This window comes from Pandoraea pulmonicola, from assembly GCF_000815105.2.
Taxonomy (GTDB): Bacteria; Pseudomonadota; Gammaproteobacteria; order Burkholderiales; family Burkholderiaceae; genus Pandoraea; species Pandoraea pulmonicola.
The window spans coordinates 3,928,982-3,947,203 of record NZ_CP010310.2 but is presented as its reverse complement, the minus strand read 5'-3'; the positions used below and the strand labels follow the sequence as shown (position 1 = coordinate 3,947,203).

Below are 18,222 nucleotides of genomic sequence, written 5' to 3'. Positions count from 1 at the left end.
GAGGGGATTGACACACTGTCGACCAACTAGTAGATTGATCGACAGTGTGTCATCAGGCACGCCAAAGTGCGCGTAAAACGCGACATCGCATACACGGGCGTCGCGTCCAAGTGCAGGCAATCGAGTGAGAATCCATGAGCGTTGAGCTGTCCCCGAGGGCAACCGAAATCGTGCAGCACACGAAGCAGCTGCTTGCCGCAGGCGGCTATCACGGATTCAGTTATGCGGATCTGTCCGAGCGGGTGCGTATCGGCAAGCCCAGCATTCACCATCATTTCCCGAGCAAGGCGGATTTGGTGCTGACCGTTGTCAAGATGCACCGCGCCCAGGCCCGCGAAGGACTGGCTGCGCTCGACAAGCGCGTCGAGGATCCTTTGGCCAGACTGACGGCGTACACCGATTATTGGGCCGAATGCATCCGCGATGGAACGCTGCCCATCTGTATTTGTACAATGCTTGCGGCGGAATTGCCCATGATCCCGCAAGATGTTGCAACCGAGGTTCGTCGCTATTTTGACGACTTGAGCGCGTGGATCGCGACGGTTCTGGAGGCGGGCGCGGCCCAAAAGCAGTTCGCCTTGTGCGACAGCGCGCTCATGGAGGCGCAGACGTTTATGTCGACCGTCTACGGCGCCATGCTGACGGCGCGGGCGTCCGGTAATGCCGGATCGTTTCAGGCGATTTCGCGGGTCGCAATAGACCGTCTTCGGGCGTCGAACTGATCTGAGTTTTTAATGGCGGAGCGTAAAAAGCTCCTTCTTTTTTATCATCGTACCAACCAACTAGTTGGTTGTTTTCTGGGTAAATTGTTGGCTCGATGTGATCGTCCATGCGTTCACGCCATGCCGACCCAGGGTTGTATCTTCAAAAGGAGTTGTCTCATGCCTCATCCCATTTCCGCGCTGGGCGCGGGCCACACGGCTATCAGTCTGGTGACATTCGCGGCGGGTGTTTACAGCTTCCTCCGATATCGGCGCATCGATCCCAACACATCGCCCGCAAAGATCTATCTTGCCGGGATGCTTCTGTCGATCTTCACGTCGTTTGGGTTGTCCAGCACTGGCCGGTTCAACGCGGGGCACGCACTGGGCATATTGGCGCTGCTCGCGACATTGAGCGGGCTGCTCGTTCCGCGAATCCGGTTCCTGGGACGTGCGCGGTTGTACCTCTCCCAGTTTTCGTTCGCGTTCAGCTTTTTCTTGTTGCTGGTTCCCGGGATCAACGAGACGCTGACACGGCTTCCGGTCAATCATCCCCTCGCCGCCGGCCCGGAATCGCCGCTAGTGCGCGGCGCGCTCCTGGCGTGGCTGAGCGTGTTCGTGCTGGGCTCGATGCTCCAGTTCCTGTGGCTGCGCGCACATCGCAATCAGTTCCCTTGATTTACTCGATGCGCAGAGCGTGGCGGGATGCAACTGGGAGCGGCGCATCCTTTGCCGCCACATGCGCGACGAACTCTTCCGCGGGCACGGGACGCCCCAGAAGAAAGCCCTGCAGCGAGTCGCAGCCAAGATCGGTGAGGAATTCCTGCTGTTCCGCTGTCTCGACGCCCTCCGCGACAATACGAAGATTCAGCGCCTGGCCTAGCGCGACGATGGCCGATACGATCGCCGCGTCTTCCGTATCGCGTGTCAGTTCGCTGACGAATTCCCGATCGATCTTGAGTTCGGTGGCCGGAAGGCGCTTCAGATACATCAGGCTCGAATATCCGGTTCCGAAATCGTCTATCGAGATCTTTACGCCCATTTCGCTGAGTTCTTGCAGGATTTTCAGGCTCGTCTCCACGTCGCGCATGGCAGTGGATTCCGTAACCTCGATGGTCAGGCAGCTCGGATCCAGTCCGTGTCGCTCGAGCGTTGCGCGCACGGTCTCCGTAAACCTCGCATGTGCGAACTGGAGCGAGGAGACGTTGACCGAAACGTCCCATTCGGTGTGTCCGCGCTGCCGCCATTCCTTCATCTGACGGCAGGCTTCGTTGAGCACCCACTCTCCCAACGGGATGATCAGGCCGCCCTTTTCGGCGATGGGGATGAACTGGTCGGGCGTGATAAGGCCTCGCGACGGATGAATCCAGCGCACCAGCGCTTCGGCGCCGGTCACCGGACCGTCGGGCGCGACAAACTTTGGTTGAAAGTGCAGGACCAGTTCGCCGCGCACCAATGCCGATCGGAGGTCCATCACGAACTTCAGTTGCTCGTGCACGTTGGCGTTCATCGAGGCATCGAAGAAGCAGTAAGTGTTCTTGCCGATCGATTTGGCGTGATACATCGCCGCGTCCGCGTTGGACAGCAACACTTCTTCCGACGCACCGTTTTCGGGGTACATCGCAATCCCGACGCTGCCCGAAACGAACAGGTCATGGCCATGCACCGAGACCGGCTTGCGGATCTCGGCGAGCAGCTTTTCGGCCAGCGTTGCCGCATCGGTCGGCTCGCTCACGTCGCCGAGCAGTACGAACTCGTCTCCCCCGACGCGGGCGATGGTGTCCCGACTTCTCACGCACTTGGAAATGCGAAGCGAAATTTCCTGCAGCAGGAGATCGCCGATCGCGTGGCCGAACACATCGTTCACGGCCTTGAAACCGTCGAGATCGACGAACATGAGTGCGAAGCGCCCGTTCGATATTTCCGCGCGCTGGATCGCCTGATCCATCCGGTCTTGCAGCAATTCGCGGTTGGGAAGCTTCGTGAGCGGATCGTGGAGCGCCAGATATGTCAGTTCCTGATTGGCTTCCGCCAGCGACATGGCGAGCTTCGAGGTCTGCGATTCAAGGCGGAAGTCGAGGACCGACACGGTCAGGGCGATGGCCAATACGGCGAGCGTGCCGACGATCACCACCACGGCCAGCCATCCCGTGGCGCCGGTGCCTCCCGCTGCCCCGCAGATGGTGCCGAACGGGAATTCGGCCGCCGCCATCCCGGTGTAATGCATACCGACGATGGCCAGGCCCATGACGACGGCGGCGCCCGCGCGCAATTGACGGGTGCGCGGCGAGTGGCGGCGCAGGCTGAACGCGATCCAGAGGGCTGCGCCGGAAGCGGCGATGGCGATCAACACCGACAGGCAGAAGATCCACGGCGTGTACTGGATGCCGGGCTGCATGCGCATCGCGGCCATGCCCGTGTAGTGCATGCTCGCGACGCCGATGCCCATCAGAATCGCGCCGAACGTCAGGCGGTGCCGGGGGAGCGAGTCCTGGCATACGAGCCAGAGCGCGAACGCCGAAAAGACAACCGCAATGAGCAGGGAAAGAAGCGTAATCGCCGGGTCGTACCCGAGGGGAATGGGCAGGTCGAACGCCAGCATTCCGATAAAGTGCATCGACCAGATGCCGACCCCCATGGCAAACGACCCACCGGCGAGCCACCATCGGGCGGCCGATCCGCGCGCGCTGACAATTCGTCCTGTCATGTCCAGCGCGGTGTAGGAAGCAAGCGTTGCTACAAGAATTGACAGGGTGACCAACAGCGGATCATAGGTACTGACGTACATGAAAAATCTCTAAGAGCTTCTTACGCAACGAGGGCGCCCATGGCGCCCCTGCGGTTGCTGATATCGTACATTGTTCGTTTTTCAGCCGCCGCCCTTTTGCGTGATCCTAACAGGATGTTCTGGAATTACAACGCGGGAAGCCGCAGGTCGGTTCGCATCATTCGCGACCGATGCTGAACTTCCCCATCAGTTCGCGCTTGCGCTGGCGTTGGGATTTCCACAGTTCCACGATGAGTTGCTTGAGCCACCGATGGCCGTTGTCGTGTTGCCGCACCGGGTCGAATGCCAGGCATATGTCCAGGCGAGGCAAGTTCAACGGGGGCAACGAAACCACGATTTCATCGTGCTCGGAAATCGCAAAAAGCACGCTGTCGCCGAGAATTGCGAGCAGGTTCGATCCCTTGAGGACAGAGGGGGCGACGAGGTAGTAAGGCACCGTGGCCACGACCCGGCGCTTGAGTTTTTGTGCATGCAGAACCCTGTCTGCCACGCCCGGCGACACCCCGTCGGCGGACACCTGCAGATGTTGCGCACTCAGATACTCCTGTACTGAGAGCGCTTTCTTCATCAGTGGGTTTTCTCGCCAGCCGACGCAAAGCAGACGGTCGCGCGACAGCGGAATCAGCTCGAGGCGGGCATCCGCGACGCCGTGCGAAGGCGCGATTGCATAGTCGATTTCCCCGGAACGAATAAGGGCGGTGACCTGCGGCCCCGGAGCGTGAATGATATTGAGCGCGGCATTTGGCGCCTGACTCACGAAGTGGCGTGTGAGCCTCGGAATGTAGGCCAGCGCGGCATCATCGGTCACGCCGATTCGAAAATTCCGCTTGGTGGTCGCAGGATCGAAGTGGCGGTGACGACCCACGGCATCGCTGATGCCGGCCAGCGACGACCCAATGACTTCCGCGAGCTCGCGTGCGCACGCCGTAGGTTCCATGGTGCCGGAGTCGCGACTGAAAAGATCGTCCTGAAAGAACTCCCGCAGCTTCGCCAGCGAGTGGCTGACGGCAGACTGCGTCCTGCCCAACTGATACGAAGCCTTCGTCACGCTCCGTTGCTGCATCAGGACGAGAAACACGCGAAGCAGATTCAAATCCAGCTTGTCGAGATGGAAGTCGGTTTTCCGTTCGTCTGTCGTCATGGCTTGATATCCAAAGATTGCGACGCACGCCCGTTGGCCAACCTCGCAGTTCCCAAAATCCCCTCCAGTGTACCGCGCCATCGGCCTGTGGTAAGTGTGGAATATTATTTAAAAACATGTGTTTACGGGGTTTTTTGAGTATGAGCCTGGTTCATTTTCCCCATTATTGGCGTCGATTTGCATGCGTTAAAAACGTGTGTTCTGATGGCTCCCGCGTCGTGACCTTCCTGCGAATCCGAGCGTCGCCCTCGATCAATGACGGCGTTTGTGTCAAGGGACCGGCGCGCCTTCGGCCAAGCATGACGTCTCGATTGTGCGGCGGAAAAAGCCCGTTATTAATTCGTATTACTTAGTATTTATCGGCGATGACCGAGAGAGTCATCCTAGGAGACATTGCAATGAAAGCTGCTGAAAGTGGAGCTTTTTCGCCCGCGCCTCTCGACGCGCAGAGCGAACTCGGAAAGCGGATGAAGCCTCGTCATCTGGTGATGATGAGTCTGGGGTGTGCGATCGGCACGGGGCTCTTCGTGGGGATGGGCAAGGCGATCGCCGTGGCCGGACCGGCAGTCCTGGTGGCTTTCGGCTTCGCCAGTCTTCTGGTGATTCTCATTATCCGGATGATCGGCGAGATGGCCGCCGCTAATCCGAACAGCGGGGCGCTGTCCGTGTACGTCGGCAACGCGTTGGGGCCGACGGCGGGTATCACGGTCGGCTGGTTGTGGTGGCTCACGATGGTGATCTCCATCGCTTCCGAGGCAACGGCCACTGCCGTGATTCTTCATGCGTATTGGCCATCGCTTCCGCAGTGGGCGCTGGCTTTGAGCTTCGTCGGCGGATTCACGATCATCAACCTCGCGGGCTCATCGAAGTTCGGGGAGATGGAATTCTGGTTTGCCGGGTTGAAGATCGCGGTGATTATCGCGTTCATCGGGGTCGGCGTGGCAATTCTTGCCGGCGTCGTTCCTCATGTTCCTTCGCCGGGGCTGAGCAACCTTTTCAGCCATGGCGGATTCATGCCCACGGGGTTGGCCGGTGTCGGCGCAGCGCTTCTCATCGTGACGTTCACGTACGGCGGCACCGAGATCATCGCCATCGCGGCGGCGGAGACGGAAGATCCGAAGCGGAACATCTCGCGAGCCATTCGCTCGATGCTCTATCGGATCGTGCTGTTCTTCGTCGTTCCCGTTGCCATCATGGTCACCGTTCTGCCGTGGAATTCCAGTGATCTGAAGGCCGGGCCGTTCGTGGCCATTCTCAAGCTCGCTGGCATCCCCGGGGTGGAGGTCATGATCACGATGACCATTGCGCTCGCACTGCTTTCGTCGCTGAATGCCAACATCTATGGCGCGTCACGCCTGATCTTCTCGCTCGCCGAGCGTGGCTCCGCACCGCGTCGCTTCACTCGCCTGGCTGCGAATCGCGTACCGCGTGCGGCCATGCTCGCATCCGTCGCGTTCGGTTTCGCTGCGGTGGCGATGAACTACCTTTGGCCCGAAACCGTCCTGATGCTGCTGCTCAACGCCGTGGGCTCGGTGAACATGATCCTGTGGGCGTCCGCGATCGTCTCGCAGATCATTCTGCGACGCCGTGCGGATCGGGACCCGAGTGTGGAACTGCCGGTAAAGATGTGGGCCTTCCCGTATCTGTCATACCTCGCTGCGGCCATGATGGCGGCCTTCGTCGTGGTTTCGCTCTTCCACGCCGAGTCCCGCAACCAGATGATCACGACCGGCGTGAGCGCGGCGGCCATTGCATTGATCTACCAGATTCGCGGTCGACGAGTGTCGGCGGGCTCCGCAGCCCGCCAGTGACGCGCGACTCGCCATTTCGATACGAACTCCTCATGCGCGGATAGGAGATCCGGTTTGCGCATGAGGGCAATGTTCGATAGCTCATTCGACGTAAGGAAACCATGAATCACACAGTAGTCGAGGCCGCGAGGCGCGACACCCCATTTCTGGACGCGCACGTGTTTCTGAATCACGCCGCGATATCCCCGATTCCGCGCTCGGTTCAACAGGCGATGCATCGTGCGACGGAACTGCACGTGCAAATGCTCGCCGCGTCCGAAGTCGCCGCGCACGCCGAGTACGCACGAGGCCGCTCGCTGGGTGCCTCTCTGGTGGGCGCGAAACAGGGACACGTGGCCTACGTGCAGAACACGTCCATCGGTCTGTCGATGGTCGCTGCGGGCGTCGACTGGAACGCGGGCGACAACGTGGTCGTGCCTGCCATGGAGTTTCCGTCGAATCTGCTGACGTGGCTGCAGCTCGAGGCGAAGGGCGTTGAAGTCCGTCAGGTCCACGTGGCCGACGGCAAGGTGACCGCCGACGTGCTTCGGTCATTCATCGACGCGAAGACCCGAGTTGTCGCGTTGAGTCACGTCCAGTACTACAACGGCTATCGCGTTGATCTGGCGACGATCGGTGAGTTGTGCCGCGACTGCGACGCCTTGCTGGTCGTGGACGGAACCCAGTCGATCGGTGCTCTGGAGGTCGACATCGAGTCATGCGGCGTCGATGTGCTGGTCGTGGCTTCTCACAAGTGGATGCTGGGGCCCGTCGGTACGGGATTCATGGCGTTTTCCGACCGGGCGATGGAGCGTGTGCGTCCGTCGTTGGTGGGGTGGCTTTCGGTCAGGGAACCCTTCGCGTTCCACCGAACGCTCGATTTTCTGGACACCGCCGAACGGTATGAGCCCGGCAGCGAGAATAGCGTCGGCATCTTCGGACTGACGCAGAGATTCGCGACCATCGGGCAGATCGGCATGCATTTGATCGAACGCCGGATTCTGACGCTGGTGGATTTCCTTCGAGACAAGGCGACAAGTGCGGGATTGGAGGTGGCGAACCCGCTCAAGGGGCGCGAGCGCTCGGGAATCGTCCTGCTGCGCCATCCGTCCTGCCGGGCCGAAGACGCTCACGAGGCCCTTGTGAAGCACAACATTCTCACGAGCGTGCGTTCGGGGGCGATCCGCGTTTCCCCGCATTTCCACAACACGTTCGATGAACTCGAGCAGGTCGTCGACGTGCTATCGAATGCAACGAATCCGCAAATGTTTACGCATCGCTGAATCAACCTGACTTCCGAAACTCATGAAGCATATGTCGACCATCGAAACCCCTGAAGCCCCGGCCGCCATTGGCCCCTATTCTCAAGCCCGGATTTTCGGTGACCTTCTCTTTGTTTCGGGGCAGTTGCCCATTGATGCGAACGCCGGCGTCATCGCGAGCACCAATGCCGCCGAGCAAATGCGTCAGTGTCTGACGAACCTGGAGCACATCGTGAAGGCCGCGGGTTGCGCCATGTCCAATGTGCTGAAGACGACGGTTCTTGTGCGAGATCTCTCGCAGTTCGCGGAAATCAACGCGGCATACGCGGAATTTTTTGCGGCGCCGTACCCTGCGCGTACCACCTTCGAAGCCGCTGCGCTACCGAAGGGGGCGCTGGTCGAGGTCGACGCTATCGTCTCGCTCCGTTGCTGACGCGAAGGGGCTGATCGCTATGGAATGGATCCTTCTGGGCCTCGCCGTCGTCGTTGAGGTGATCTGGGCGTTGAGTCTGAAATGGAGCACCGTTGGCGGAGCGTCGAAGTTCGTCGTCGCCGTTCCGATCGTGCTGAGCTTCCTGAACATGTTTCTGCTTGCTCAGGCCATGCGGACGATTCCCCCCGGAACCGCTTACGCGATCTGGACCGGACTGGGTGCCGCCGGCGTAGCCATCGGCAGTTGCCTGATCTTCAAGCAGAACATCTCGATCACACAGCTGGCGTTCATTGCCCTCATCGTGGTGGGAGTGGCCGGCACCAAGATATTCTCGCAAGCCTGAAGTTCTCCGCGGAAACAGGGGGGAGGTGGCGCCGGGCGCGCCACCTCCCCCGCTTGCGTGACGAGATTGCGACTACTCGGCGTCGCTCAGCAGCATTCGCTCCATGAATGCGCGCCTCTCAGCCTTTTGGGCCTTGCTGCTTTTGCCACCAACGATCGATTCCGATACCTCATACCCGTAGAGAACGAACGCTCTTGTGCGCGCGTCGCCAATATTGAATCCGAGGGCGCTGAAGCACTGGGCGATGTAGGACAGGCGCTTGGCATCGACTTCTTCAATGACTGCACGAGCCATCTCGTCGCGTCGCCCCCAAGCCCGTATCGCGAGCTCGATCGATGCCGATTCGTGTGCCATCACTTCGCGTGAAGGCAAATCCAGAAGGTCCTGGATGAGTTTCCGAGGCGGCAGTTTGCGGCTTTCGAAACTCGCAATGATCTGCTCGGTTGCGCGATCTCGCCAGGCGGTGAGCATCCTGCGAAGCAGATCATTCCGATCCTTGAAGTGCCAGTAGAAGCTCCCCTTGGTAACGCCGAGCTCCTTCGCGAGGGACTCCACGCCGACCGCGTCGATGCTTCTGTTGACGAGGACGCGGGTCGCCGCAGCGATCCAGTCGTCCGGGCCAAACTGTACTCGTGTTTTCTCGCCTGCTTTTGCTCTGGGCATATCTCGGTGCGTCCATTTCAATGGATGCTCATTTTACATGCGGTGAAGATACCGATGGGTACGTCGTATCCATATGTTGATATGCCGGAGGTCGCCACGATAAAACCGATATTCCATCGCGTTTACCACTAGGTAAATTTCAATTGACCGTCTATTCCCATTTTTTTACCATACGCATACGTATGGAATAGGAGAGGGTATGTCGACGTTTTCGGGTTTGGGCCGGCAAATCATGGCAGCCGGTCATCTGACCAACTACTTTGATGAGGGCAAGGGCAAGCCGGTATTTCTGCTGCACGGTTCGGGGCCCGGCGTTTCGGGGTGGACGAATTGGCATGGCGTGATGGGGGCCCTGGCGGCGTCGTTCCGCGTGGTTGTGCCGGACATTGCCGGGTTCGGATTTACGGAATTCAAGAGCGACAGCAAGTACGACATCAAGTTGTGGGTCCGTCACCTGATCGGGGTCATGGACGAGCTCGGTATTGAAAAGGCGTCGTTTGTCGGAAATTCGTTCGGTGGCGCGATTTCGCTCGGTTTGGCGGTGTTTGACCCGTCTCGCGTCGAGCGACTCGTGCTGCTGGGAACGCCGGCCGGGGAGTTCCAGCAGACTGAAGGGCTGCGTTCGGCATGGGAGTACGAGCCGTCGTTGGAGAACATGGAAAAGACCATGCGTCTCTTTCCGTATGACCCGTCGATCATCACCGAAGCGATGGTCGAGGAACGGTATCGCGCGAGCGCCCGTCCCGGTGCGCAGGACGCGCTTCGGAAGCTGATCCCCAAGCCCAACGAGGACGGGCCGACCATGGTGAAAGGATTTCCCGCGAAGGTCGTGGCCGAAATCATGGCTCCGACGCTGGTGCTCCACGGCCGTGAAGATCGGGTTGTGCCGCCCGCGTGTGGCGAACTGCTCGCCAAATCGATTCCGCGAGCCGATCTCCATATGTTTGGCCAGTGCGGCCACTGGGTGCAGACGGAGCGGCGTGACGATTTTCTCCGTCTGGTTCGAGAATTCCTCGCGTGATCGATATGAGTCGAAACGTACTCGAGCGTGTATTGCACCAGCTCAGCGTCGACAGATCCGCCAAGCAACGTTTTCGCGAAGACGCGATCGCGTTCCTGTCGCGATACGCATTGTCGGAACAAGAACGCCAAATGGTGCTCGCTTTTGACGTTGCGGCGCTCCAGCAGGCGGGAGTGAACCCCATGCTGACTATGGGGTTCTGGCAGGAACTGTCGCCCGAGCGAGACATGCGGACCTACATGAAGCGGTTGCGAAAGGTGGGCGAGGGGGAAGTCGTCCACGTGGCGGCTATCAAGCAATAGACGGGGAGATCAAGATGGGAAAGGTTGTGGGCGGATTCCTCGTTCCTCACGATCCGGTCATGTTCGTGGCGCCGACGGCGCCGGCGCCTGACATCGGCAGGCGCATGTGGAACGCCTTCGCCGCATGCGCAGAGCGCCTCGCCGCATTGCGGCCGTCGAGCGTCGTTATCGTCGGCGCCGACCATTACATGCTCTTCGGCACCACTTGTCTGCCGAGCTTTCTGATCGGTACCGGTGACGTCGACGGTCCGATCGATGGACTTCCCGGTCTGAAGCGATCGGTGATTCCGGACAGTGCCGGCCTTGCCACTCACATTGCGGAGTACGGCCTCGAGCGAGGCTTCGATTGGGCGGTAGCGCGAGCGCTGACTGTGGATCATTCCGTAGCCATTCCCGATCGGCTGATCGTCCAGCCGTTGCGTGATGCGGGGGCGAACGTCGGAACGGTCCCCGTATACCTGGCTGCCGGCGTGGATCCCTACATTCGAATGTCCCGGGCCGTGGCGTTGGGCCGGCAAATTCGCGAGGCCGTCGAAGCGTTCGATGACAACGAACGTGTCGTCGTGGTGGGTAGCGGCGGCATCAGCCATTGGGTCGGGACCGCGGAAATGGGGCGAGTCAACGAGGTCTTCGATCGCGAGATATTGGGCTACGCGCGATCGTGCGACCTGCAGGCAATGACGGCATTGACCGATGCGTACATTCTTTCGAACGGCGGCAACGGTGCGATGGAGATTCGCAACTGGGCGTGCGCGATGGCGGCGCTTGAAGGCGCCCGGGGCGAAATCATCGATTACGAGCCCGTTCCCGAATGGGTGACTGGCCTCGGCTTCGTTCAATTACACATTTGCTAGCACCGGATATGGCGAACAAAGTATTTCTACTCAAGCGCGACAGCCTGGCGCCCGGGGCGGTATGCCGGGTCGAAACGTCCGCGTGTCCTGTGGCGGTTTACAACATCGAGGGTCGCTTCTACGCGACAAGCGACATGTGCACGCATGCGGAAGCGTCGCTCGCGTCGGGAGAGATCGTGGACGGCGACCTGATCGCCTGCCCGGTACACGACGGCGCATTCCACATCCCGACCGGGCGAGCAGTGACGTTTCCGTGCACCGACGATGTCCGGACGTACAGGGTCATCGAAAGCGGAGACGAGATCTTTGCCGACCTCGACGCCGAGTCCGACGAAGCCGAATCGGCGATCTAAGGGGGGATCATGGCAGAACTTTCATGCACCGGATCCTGCGACCGGGTGAGACGCGAGCCGGCCAGCGCACCGCTGTCGTTTCTGGACGACGTGCTCGACTTGAACAATGGCCGGCTGTCGCGCCGCGTCTACTGGGATCAGCGGATCTACGACCAGGAACTGGAGAAGATCTTTGCACGAAGCTGGCTGTTCCTGGCGCACGACTCCCAGATTCCCGCAAGCGGAGATTACGTGACGACCTATATGGCCGAAGACAACGTTATCGTCGTCCGGCAGAAAGACAGGAGCGTCAAGGCATATCTGAATACGTGTCCGCACCGCGGCAACCGGCTTGCCTTTACCGATGCGGGGAACGCGAGAACGTTCGTTTGCAACTATCACGGCTGGAGTTTTGGCATCGACGGCGCATTGCGTGGCATGGCAGGGCAGGAATTGTTCAATGCCAGCGGAATGAATGCCGATGAGCATGGACTGCATCCAGTGGCTCAGATTGCAACGTACAAGGGGCTGATTTTCGGGAATATGGACCCGGATGCCCCGCCTCTCGAGTCGTGGCTCGGCGACTTTCGCTATTACCTCGACGTCCTCTTCGACATGGACGACGAAGGCACCGAGTTCATCGGGGGATGTGTCAAGTCCGTGATCAACTGCAACTGGAAGATTCCGGTCGAGAACTTCATCGGCGACATCTACCACGCCCTGTGGACGCATGACTCCGCTGCTCGCGCGATGTTGGGAGGCCCGGTCTCGGAGGTGCACCGGGATCCGGATTCCTATCACGTCAATTTCAACGGCCACGGATGGGAATTCAACCTCGATACCGTGGGCAACGCGGCGACGCTCGGGGACAAGCCGATCCGCAAGTACCTGTACTCGATTCAGCCCCAGGTTGCCGCCCGTCTGGGGGAGTTTCGCTCGAAAATGATCGGCTCCATTTCGTCGGCCAGCGTGTTCCCGAATATCTCGTTTCTGCCGGGCCAGAACACATTTCGCGTGTGGCATCCGCGAGGCCCGGGAAAGATCGAACTCCATACCTGGACATTCGTGAACAAGAGTGCACCGCAGGATATCAAGGACCGGTGGCTCAAGGGCACGATGATGACCTTCTCCCCATCGGGCGTCTTCGAGATGGACGACGGCGAGAATTTCGAGTTCTCGACGCGGACCAATGCGGGCTTCGTCACGCGCCAGCAGGATCTCTACATGGGGTTGGGACGAGGGTCGGAGCTCACCGATTCCGATCTGCCGGGCAATGTCTACCGAAATCAGGTCAATGAAGCAAACCATCGGGCGTTCTATCAACGATGGCAAGACCTCATGAAGGCCCGCAGCTGGGACGACGTTCCGCAGCGGGACGTGGCGGCGCTCCCGGAATCGAGTTTTCACAATAGCGATCCGAAGGAGGCCGCATGATCGTCGATGCAGACGTGGCCGCTCGACCGGACGTGGCGCAGCCTGTCGATCGGGAGACGGCCTACCGGATCGAGCAGTTCCTCTATCACGAAGCGCGTCTTCTCGACGAGGAGGCCTGGCAGGCTTGGTTGGGACTCATGGCGGAGGACATTCACTACTGGATGCCGGCGATCGAGAACCGCCGCCGCGCCGATCGGCTCGGCGCGTACGGACGCGGGAGAGGCGCCTACTTCGACGACAACCATCTCGATCTTTCGCGACGTGTCGCGCGCTTCATGCAGCCGTCCGCGTGGGCGGAAGATCCGGCCACGCGGCATGTCCATGTCATCAGCAACGTCGAAGCCTATGCCGGAGAAACGGCGGGGACATATCGGGTGCATTCGGTGTTCGTGAACTATCGCAGCCGGGGCGAAGCCGACAACGACCTGCTGTTCGGCCGTCGCGAGGACGTCTTGCGCGAGCGCGACGGCAGTTTCTGTATTGCGAGTCGCAAGATCGTCATTACGCAGTCTCTGCTGATGTCCAAAAACCTGAATACCTTCTTCTGACCATGGGCTGGCTCAAGGACGATGTTGCATTGATCACCGGCGCGAATTCCGGTATCGGATTGGCCGTTTTGCGACGCTTCGTGGCGGAGGGCGTGCGTGGCGTCGGAGTCTTGATCCGCAACGGCAAGCAAGCCGATGCGATGCGCGACGAATTCGGAGACCGGATTACCGTCACGGTGGGGGATGTCCGCGACCCGGACGCGAATCATGCGGCCGTCGAGGCAACTTGCCGCGCCTTCGGAAAGCTCGACACGCTGGTCGGCAATGCGGGCGTCTGGGATCACTTCGCGACGTTGCGCAAGCTGGACGGCGCTACGGCAAAGGCGACATTCGACGAGATTTTCGGTGTCAATGTCCTGGGGTATCTCCTCGCTGCGGAAGCCTCGGCAACGGCGCTGAAAGAAACGCGCGGCAGCATGATCTTCACGCTGTCGAACGCGAGCTTTTACGCGGGCGGCGGTGGGCCGGTCTACGTCGCGTCGAAGCATGCCTGCGTCGGATTGATCCGGCAACTCGCCTATGAGCTCGCGCCCGATGTGCGCGTGAATGGCGTGGCGCCGGGCGGGACGGTCACGCCGCTCAAAAGCGCGGAATCGCTTGGCAAGCACGACGTGCGGCTCTCGGAGATTCCGGGTTTTGCCGAGGCTGCCGCAAACGCCGTCCCCTTGAAGCGCATCGCGCGGCCCGAGGATCACGCCGGGCACTATGTTCTGCTGGCGTCGCGCGAGAACTCGCCGGCGACGACCGCGGCCATCCTTCAGAGCGATGGTGGATGGGAGGTGCGCGGACGACCGGCGCGAGGCGGCTGACGACAGCGGCGAGCGACGGAGTCGTCGGTGCAGGTGAGAGAGGCAGTGCAGGGGAAGATGATGAAAGAATCCAATGTTGTTCTCGCGGCGCAGGCGCTGCGCGAGGCAAGAAAAGCCGGAAGGACGATTCCGCGAATTTCCGAGACGTTCAATGTCCGCGGTCTCGATGATGCCTACGCGGTCGCCGAACTGAACGCAGGGTTGGCGCGAGCGCAAGGCCGCACGGTTTCCGGCAAGAAGGTGGGGCTGACCTCCAGAGCTGTGCAACAACAGCTCGGCGTGGACGAGCCCGACTTCGGTGTCCTGTATGGCGACATGGAGTTTCTCACCGGAGAGGAAGTCCCGGTGAGTCGCCTGGTTCAGCCGAAAGCGGAAGGGGAAATCGCGTTCGTCATTGGTCGGGACTTGACGTACGAACACATCACCTGGGGACGATTTCTCGCGAGCCTCGAATATGCGCTGCCCGCAATCGAGTTCGTCGATAGTGTGATTGCGGACTGGGATATCACGCTCGAGGATACGGTGGCAGACAACGCCTCCTGTGGTCTTTATGCGCTCGGCGACACCCCCAAGCGAATCTCCGAACTCGATTTTTCGGATTGCCCGATGCGGCTGGAGAGCGTCGACGGCAAATCTTCCGAGGGCAACGGCGCGGCGTGTATGGGAAACCCGCTGTATGCCGCGTGGTGGCTCGCAAGGACGCTCTCGCTGCGCGGTCAACCGCTGAAGGCGGGCGAAGTCGTGTTGTCCGGTGCGCTCGGGCCGATGATTCCGGTGAGCCCCGGTGAGCAGCTTCGTCTTCGGATCGGCGGGCTCGGCCAGATCCTTTGTCGGACGGTTTGAGCGATGGTCGCGAATGTGCTCAGGCTCGTGCCGGCCGAGGTCGAAGTTCAGTGTGAAAGCGGCGCCACGATACTCGAAGCTGCGCTGGATGCCGGATATTTTCCCCGGCACAGCTGCCGCAAGGGGGAATGCCTCGCGTGTGAATCGCGCCTTGTCAGTGGCGAGGTGCGCTATCCCGATGGTGTCGACGTCGGCGCCGTCCGGCCCGGACATTGCCTGACGTGCATCGCAATGCCGATAGGGGACGTCGTGGTCGAGGCGCTCGGCGTCTGCGCAACACCGGGACGTCCGGTCGTGAAGACCGGCGGGCGAGTGCTGTCGGTCGATCGCGTGTCCGGCGACGTGTCCGTGGTACAGCTCCAGCTACCCCCTGATTCGGGTTTCCGCTTTGCGCCCGGGCAGTACATTGACGTGGTGTTGCGCGATGGAACGCGCCGCAGCTACTCGATGGCGAATCAGCCGGGTGAGGACGGCCACGTCGAGCTGCATGTGAGAGCGGTGCCGGGCGGACGCTTTTCACAGCATGTGTATCAGCGTCTGAAGCCTCGCGACCTGTTGCGCGTCGAGGGGCCATTCGGGAGCTTCTTGCTGAACCCCACGCGTCTGCCCGTCGTTCTGGTCGCGTCAGGGACAGGGTACGCACCGATCGCTTCATTCTTGCGCTCTCACCACGACGCGTTGCAGGCAAGGGGCGTGGCCTTCTATTGGGGAGGACACCGGGAAGCGGATCTCTATGCAATCGACGAGATGCGGCGCTGGGAAGCCACGAGCGAGAATTTTCGGTTCGTTCCCGTGCTTTCCAGTCCGGAGGATTCGTGGCGAGGACGTACGGGATTCGTTCATCTGGCGGTTCAGGAAGACATCCCGGATCTGTCGGCATTCGAAGTCTATGCCTGCGGCAATCCACTGATGATCGAGGCGGCCCGTACGTCGTTCGTGGCGAAGAGCGGACTCGCGCCGGATCGCTTCTTCAGCGATGCGTTCGTTATTGCCGCGCCTGCGGCGTCGCGCGCGTGATATTCGAACGTGCGGAGAAAGTGATGCCTCGAGCGACTGACGGCATCCAGCCAAGAACCACACGGATCCAGAGCATCGAGCGCGCGGCAGGGCTGCTCAGGCAGATCGCGGCATCGAACTTGACCGGATTGCGGCTGGTTGACCTGGTGCGGATGAGCGGCCTTCCGAAAGCGACCGTCTCCAGGATATTGTCGGAGCTGTCGACGTTCGGATTCGTCGTTCGTGACGATGCGCATCGGTTTCATCTGGGCGCCTTCTCGCGCGAACTGGGCGTGGCCGCATCGGCGCATTTCAGATTGCCGGACTTGTGTCGTCCGGTGGTGGCAAGCCTCGCGGACCTCACCGGCGAGGCTGTTTATCTGAAGATGAAAAGCGGCACGGAGGTCATTTGCCTCGATATGGCCACGCCCGCCAAACGGTGCGACGTCGGCGGGGCATTCAAGGGATGCCGCGTGTCTCTCGGCGTCGGCGCCGGCGGGCTCGCGCTTCTGAGCTTCCTCGCGGAAGAGGAGCGAAGGGGTGTGCTGAACAAGGGGCGAATATTGCTGCCGTCGGGAAGCGTCCTCTACCCGGACACGCTGGCTCGACGCGTGGAGCAAACGCGCGCAACGGGCTTTGCCGAAAGCGCTGGCGAGGTTGTACCAGGGATGTCGGCGCTGGGTTTCCCGATTTTCGACACGGGAGGGCGGCCGGTCGTGGCGATGAGTGTGGCGGTGCCGACAAGCAAGTTGACGGCGGCACATCGGCGATTCGTATTGGAGCGCCTGCGCGAGCATGCCGGGCGTGTGCAGACGGTGATTCGCCACCACCGGGTCATGGCCCACGACCCGCTCTCCTACTAGCGCGGCGTGTCGTCGTCCGCCGGGAGGTTTTTGTTCGCAAAGTCTCGCGATATGGAACATTCGAGGATCGGCGGGAATTGGTCTCATTGAGAATTGACGCTTCCGAACGGTTTGAATTTCTCAAAACAGATACGTCAAAGGAGCTGGACCATGAACGCGACAACACCGATCCAATACGCGGCAGACGCTCGCCAAGCCTGTGAGTTGCTGTGTATCGACTTCGCGAATGCCATCGATGCGCAAGACTATTCCCGCGTGACCCAACTCTTTGCGCCGGATGCCGTTATCCTGTCGGAAGGGCGAACGGTGCAGGGGCAGGAGGCGATCGGAGCATCGCTGAACGCGCGGCCCGCGGATATGGTCACGCGTCATTTCTGTACCAACATCCGGGTCACGCCCGAGTCGCCGGATACGGCGACGGGCGTGAGCTATGTCGTCTGCTATAAGGTTCGAGGTGAGGCGCCCGACGCAAAGGCGTGGAAGACGCCTGATCCGATTGTCGGAGAGTACTTCGACAAGTATGTGCGCACGGCGCAGGGATGGAGAATTCAGGAACGCAGAATTGCCGTTGTATTCGATCCGCAAGACGCGCCGCAATGACGCGTTGGGCGGCCCGTGACTGCATCGACAGTCCAGCCATTCGGGAGGTGCCGAAGGCATTCGTCAATGGAAAGTGAAATTCGTATTGCAATTGTCGTCAATCCCGCGCTTGGCCTGGGACTCCTGGCGAATACCGTCGGCGCCATTTCCATTGGCTTGGGCGCAGGCACACCTGCGCTGGCCGGGCGCAAGCTGACCGATCGATCCGACCGGACGATCGACGTGAGCTCGCGCCTGCCGGTGCCGATTCTTCAGGCGGATCAGGCGACAATCCAGGCAATCCTGTTGAAGGCGGTAGGGGCTGCGCAGGGTTCCGTCGTCGCATTTCCGGCCTTCGCGCGTGCGCTTCATCAGCATGCCGACTATGAACAGGCGTTTCCCGGACGAGATCTTGCACAGGAAGAGATCGACGGTATCGGACTGGTGGGCCCGTCGTCGTGGGTCCGTTCTCTTACCGGCGCGTTGAAGCTGCTGCGGTAGTCGGGGTCGCTCATCTTCG

Annotated in this window: 21 protein-coding genes and 1 pseudogene; 19 read left to right on the top strand and 3 right to left on the bottom strand. The window is 60.7% G+C overall.

The features are described from left to right. Nucleotides 1–134: 134 nt before the first annotated feature. Both RO07_RS16830 and RO07_RS16825 read left to right on the top strand, forming a co-directional pair. Complete coding sequence (locus tag RO07_RS16830; protein WP_039404252.1) at nt 135–722, top strand: TetR/AcrR family transcriptional regulator; 588 nt, start codon at nt 135–137, stop codon at nt 720–722. 159 nt (nt 723–881) lie between these two features. Further along, nucleotides 882–1,379, top strand: coding sequence for a hypothetical protein (locus RO07_RS16825; RefSeq protein ID WP_039404248.1), 498 nt, complete (start codon nt 882–884; stop codon nt 1,377–1,379). Between the two features lies 1 nt (nt 1,380). Here the strand turns inward: RO07_RS16825 and RO07_RS16820 are convergent, their stop codons facing one another. After that, on the bottom strand, nt 1,381–3,489 hold the full coding sequence (locus tag RO07_RS16820) for a putative bifunctional diguanylate cyclase/phosphodiesterase (RefSeq protein WP_052266659.1): 2,109 nt from the start codon (nt 3,487–3,489) through the stop codon (nt 1,381–1,383). A gap of 157 nt (nt 3,490–3,646) precedes the next feature. Continuing rightward, complete coding sequence (locus tag RO07_RS16815; RefSeq protein WP_039404245.1) at nt 3,647–4,630, bottom strand: LysR family transcriptional regulator; 984 nt, start codon at nt 4,628–4,630, stop codon at nt 3,647–3,649. Between the two features lie 398 nt (nt 4,631–5,028). On the opposite strand from RO07_RS16815, the gene RO07_RS16810 reads away from it, so the two are divergent. The 4 genes from RO07_RS16810 (at nt 5,029) to RO07_RS16795 (ending at nt 8,458) form a co-directional block, all read left to right on the top strand. Next, entirely contained in the window at nt 5,029–6,441 is a 1,413-nt protein-coding gene (locus RO07_RS16810) for an amino acid permease (protein ID WP_039412584.1), read from the top strand. A gap of 101 nt (nt 6,442–6,542) precedes the next feature. After that, nucleotides 6,543–7,703 (top strand): aminotransferase class V-fold PLP-dependent enzyme, encoded by a 1,161-nt coding sequence (locus tag RO07_RS16805; RefSeq protein ID WP_052267403.1) that lies wholly within the window; start codon nt 6,543–6,545, stop codon nt 7,701–7,703. A gap of 31 nt (nt 7,704–7,734) precedes the next feature. Beyond that, nucleotides 7,735–8,115: a Rid family detoxifying hydrolase gene (locus tag RO07_RS16800; RefSeq protein ID WP_039415865.1), complete on the top strand. Its 381-nt coding sequence runs from the start codon at nt 7,735–7,737 to the stop codon at nt 8,113–8,115. Nucleotides 8,116–8,134: 19 nt separating this feature from the next. Then, a complete protein-coding gene (locus RO07_RS16795) occupies nt 8,135–8,458 on the top strand; it encodes a DMT family transporter (RefSeq protein WP_039412582.1) in 324 nt (107 codons plus the stop codon). 72 nt (nt 8,459–8,530) lie between these two features. Here RO07_RS16795 and RO07_RS16790 read toward each other — a convergent pair whose 3' ends face one another. Beyond that, entirely contained in the window at nt 8,531–9,121 is a 591-nt protein-coding gene (locus RO07_RS16790; protein ID WP_039412580.1) for a TetR/AcrR family transcriptional regulator, read from the bottom strand. A gap of 199 nt (nt 9,122–9,320) precedes the next feature. Between RO07_RS16790 and RO07_RS16785 the strand changes: the two genes are divergently transcribed. The 13 genes and pseudogenes from RO07_RS16785 (at nt 9,321) to RO07_RS16730 (ending at nt 18,203) form a co-directional block, all read left to right on the top strand. Then, entirely contained in the window at nt 9,321–10,142 is an 822-nt protein-coding gene (locus RO07_RS16785) for an alpha/beta fold hydrolase (RefSeq protein WP_039412578.1), read from the top strand. A gap of 5 nt (nt 10,143–10,147) precedes the next feature. Continuing rightward, complete coding sequence (locus RO07_RS16780; RefSeq protein ID WP_052267616.1) at nt 10,148–10,444, top strand: extradiol ring-cleavage dioxygenase; 297 nt, start codon at nt 10,148–10,150, stop codon at nt 10,442–10,444. A 59-nt stretch (nt 10,445–10,503) separates the two neighbouring features. Further along, nucleotides 10,504–11,298 (top strand): DODA-type extradiol aromatic ring-opening family dioxygenase, encoded by a 795-nt coding sequence (locus RO07_RS16775; RefSeq protein ID WP_237171283.1) that lies wholly within the window; start codon nt 10,504–10,506, stop codon nt 11,296–11,298. Beyond that, complete coding sequence (locus tag RO07_RS16770; RefSeq protein ID WP_237171282.1) at nt 11,256–11,651, top strand: non-heme iron oxygenase ferredoxin subunit; 396 nt, start codon at nt 11,256–11,258, stop codon at nt 11,649–11,651. Before RO07_RS16775 ends, RO07_RS16770 begins: the two co-directional genes overlap by 43 nt. A 9-nt stretch (nt 11,652–11,660) precedes the next feature. Continuing rightward, a complete protein-coding gene (locus RO07_RS16765; protein WP_052267402.1) occupies nt 11,661–13,064 on the top strand; it encodes an SRPBCC family protein in 1,404 nt (467 codons plus the stop codon). Next, entirely contained in the window at nt 13,061–13,612 is a 552-nt protein-coding gene (locus tag RO07_RS16760) for a 3-phenylpropionate/cinnamic acid dioxygenase subunit beta (RefSeq protein ID WP_039412571.1), read from the top strand. Before RO07_RS16765 ends, RO07_RS16760 begins: the two co-directional genes overlap by 4 nt. A gap of 2 nt (nt 13,613–13,614) precedes the next feature. Further along, a complete protein-coding gene (gene hcaB / locus RO07_RS16755; RefSeq protein ID WP_039412569.1) occupies nt 13,615–14,421 on the top strand; it encodes a 3-(cis-5,6-dihydroxycyclohexa-1,3-dien-1-yl)propanoate dehydrogenase in 807 nt (268 codons plus the stop codon). 57 nt (nt 14,422–14,478) lie between these two features. After that, on the top strand, nt 14,479–15,264 hold the full coding sequence (locus RO07_RS16750; protein ID WP_039415858.1) for a 2-keto-4-pentenoate hydratase: 786 nt from the start codon (nt 14,479–14,481) through the stop codon (nt 15,262–15,264). A gap of 3 nt (nt 15,265–15,267) precedes the next feature. Continuing rightward, nucleotides 15,268–15,441, top strand: a pseudogene (locus RO07_RS26940) (2Fe-2S iron-sulfur cluster-binding protein); the annotation flags it as partial. Between the two features lie 54 nt (nt 15,442–15,495). Continuing rightward, the gene (locus RO07_RS16745) at nt 15,496–16,281 is read left to right on the top strand and encodes an FAD-binding oxidoreductase (RefSeq protein ID WP_237171281.1); all 786 of its coding nucleotides are present in this window, start codon (nt 15,496–15,498) and stop codon (nt 16,279–16,281) included. Next, complete coding sequence (locus tag RO07_RS16740; RefSeq protein ID WP_072637086.1) at nt 16,278–17,123, top strand: IclR family transcriptional regulator; 846 nt, start codon at nt 16,278–16,280, stop codon at nt 17,121–17,123. Before RO07_RS16745 ends, RO07_RS16740 begins: the two co-directional genes overlap by 4 nt. 150 nt (nt 17,124–17,273) lie before the next feature. Further along, the gene (locus RO07_RS16735; protein ID WP_052267401.1) at nt 17,274–17,723 is read left to right on the top strand and encodes a nuclear transport factor 2 family protein; all 450 of its coding nucleotides are present in this window, start codon (nt 17,274–17,276) and stop codon (nt 17,721–17,723) included. A gap of 66 nt (nt 17,724–17,789) precedes the next feature. Next, on the top strand, nt 17,790–18,203 hold the full coding sequence (locus tag RO07_RS16730; protein ID WP_039412563.1) for a DUF2000 domain-containing protein: 414 nt from the start codon (nt 17,790–17,792) through the stop codon (nt 18,201–18,203). The last annotated feature ends 19 nt before the right edge of the window (nt 18,204–18,222 follow it).

Bases quoted from the DNA above. Each gene is read 5' to 3' on its own strand.
- RO07_RS16830 (WP_039404252.1), top strand. From the start codon at position 135: ATGAGCGTTGAGCTGTCCCCGAGGGCAACCGAAATCGTGCAGCACACG.
- RO07_RS16825 (WP_039404248.1), top strand. From the start codon at position 882: ATGCCTCATCCCATTTCCGCGCTGGGCGCGGGCCACACGGCTATCAGT.
- RO07_RS16820 (WP_052266659.1), bottom strand. From the start codon at position 3,489: ATGTACGTCAGTACCTATGATCCGCTGTTGGTCACCCTGTCAATTCTT.
- RO07_RS16815 (WP_039404245.1), bottom strand. From the start codon at position 4,630: ATGACGACAGACGAACGGAAAACCGACTTCCATCTCGACAAGCTGGAT.
- RO07_RS16810 (WP_039412584.1), top strand. From the start codon at position 5,029: ATGAAAGCTGCTGAAAGTGGAGCTTTTTCGCCCGCGCCTCTCGACGCG.
- RO07_RS16805 (WP_052267403.1), top strand. From the start codon at position 6,543: ATGAATCACACAGTAGTCGAGGCCGCGAGGCGCGACACCCCATTTCTG.
- RO07_RS16800 (WP_039415865.1), top strand. From the start codon at position 7,735: ATGTCGACCATCGAAACCCCTGAAGCCCCGGCCGCCATTGGCCCCTAT.
- RO07_RS16795 (WP_039412582.1), top strand. From the start codon at position 8,135: ATGGAATGGATCCTTCTGGGCCTCGCCGTCGTCGTTGAGGTGATCTGG.
- RO07_RS16790 (WP_039412580.1), bottom strand. From the start codon at position 9,121: ATGCCCAGAGCAAAAGCAGGCGAGAAAACACGAGTACAGTTTGGCCCG.
- RO07_RS16785 (WP_039412578.1), top strand. From the start codon at position 9,321: ATGTCGACGTTTTCGGGTTTGGGCCGGCAAATCATGGCAGCCGGTCAT.
- RO07_RS16780 (WP_052267616.1), top strand. From the start codon at position 10,148: ATGAGTCGAAACGTACTCGAGCGTGTATTGCACCAGCTCAGCGTCGAC.
- RO07_RS16775 (WP_237171283.1), top strand. From the start codon at position 10,504: ATGTTCGTGGCGCCGACGGCGCCGGCGCCTGACATCGGCAGGCGCATG.
- RO07_RS16770 (WP_237171282.1), top strand. From the start codon at position 11,256: ATGGGTGACTGGCCTCGGCTTCGTTCAATTACACATTTGCTAGCACCG.
- RO07_RS16765 (WP_052267402.1), top strand. From the start codon at position 11,661: ATGGCAGAACTTTCATGCACCGGATCCTGCGACCGGGTGAGACGCGAG.
- RO07_RS16760 (WP_039412571.1), top strand. From the start codon at position 13,061: ATGATCGTCGATGCAGACGTGGCCGCTCGACCGGACGTGGCGCAGCCT.
- hcaB (WP_039412569.1), top strand. From the start codon at position 13,615: ATGGGCTGGCTCAAGGACGATGTTGCATTGATCACCGGCGCGAATTCC.
- RO07_RS16750 (WP_039415858.1), top strand. From the start codon at position 14,479: ATGATGAAAGAATCCAATGTTGTTCTCGCGGCGCAGGCGCTGCGCGAG.
- RO07_RS16745 (WP_237171281.1), top strand. From the start codon at position 15,496: ATGCCGATAGGGGACGTCGTGGTCGAGGCGCTCGGCGTCTGCGCAACA.
- RO07_RS16735 (WP_052267401.1), top strand. From the start codon at position 17,274: ATGAACGCGACAACACCGATCCAATACGCGGCAGACGCTCGCCAAGCC.
- RO07_RS16730 (WP_039412563.1), top strand. From the start codon at position 17,790: ATGGAAAGTGAAATTCGTATTGCAATTGTCGTCAATCCCGCGCTTGGC.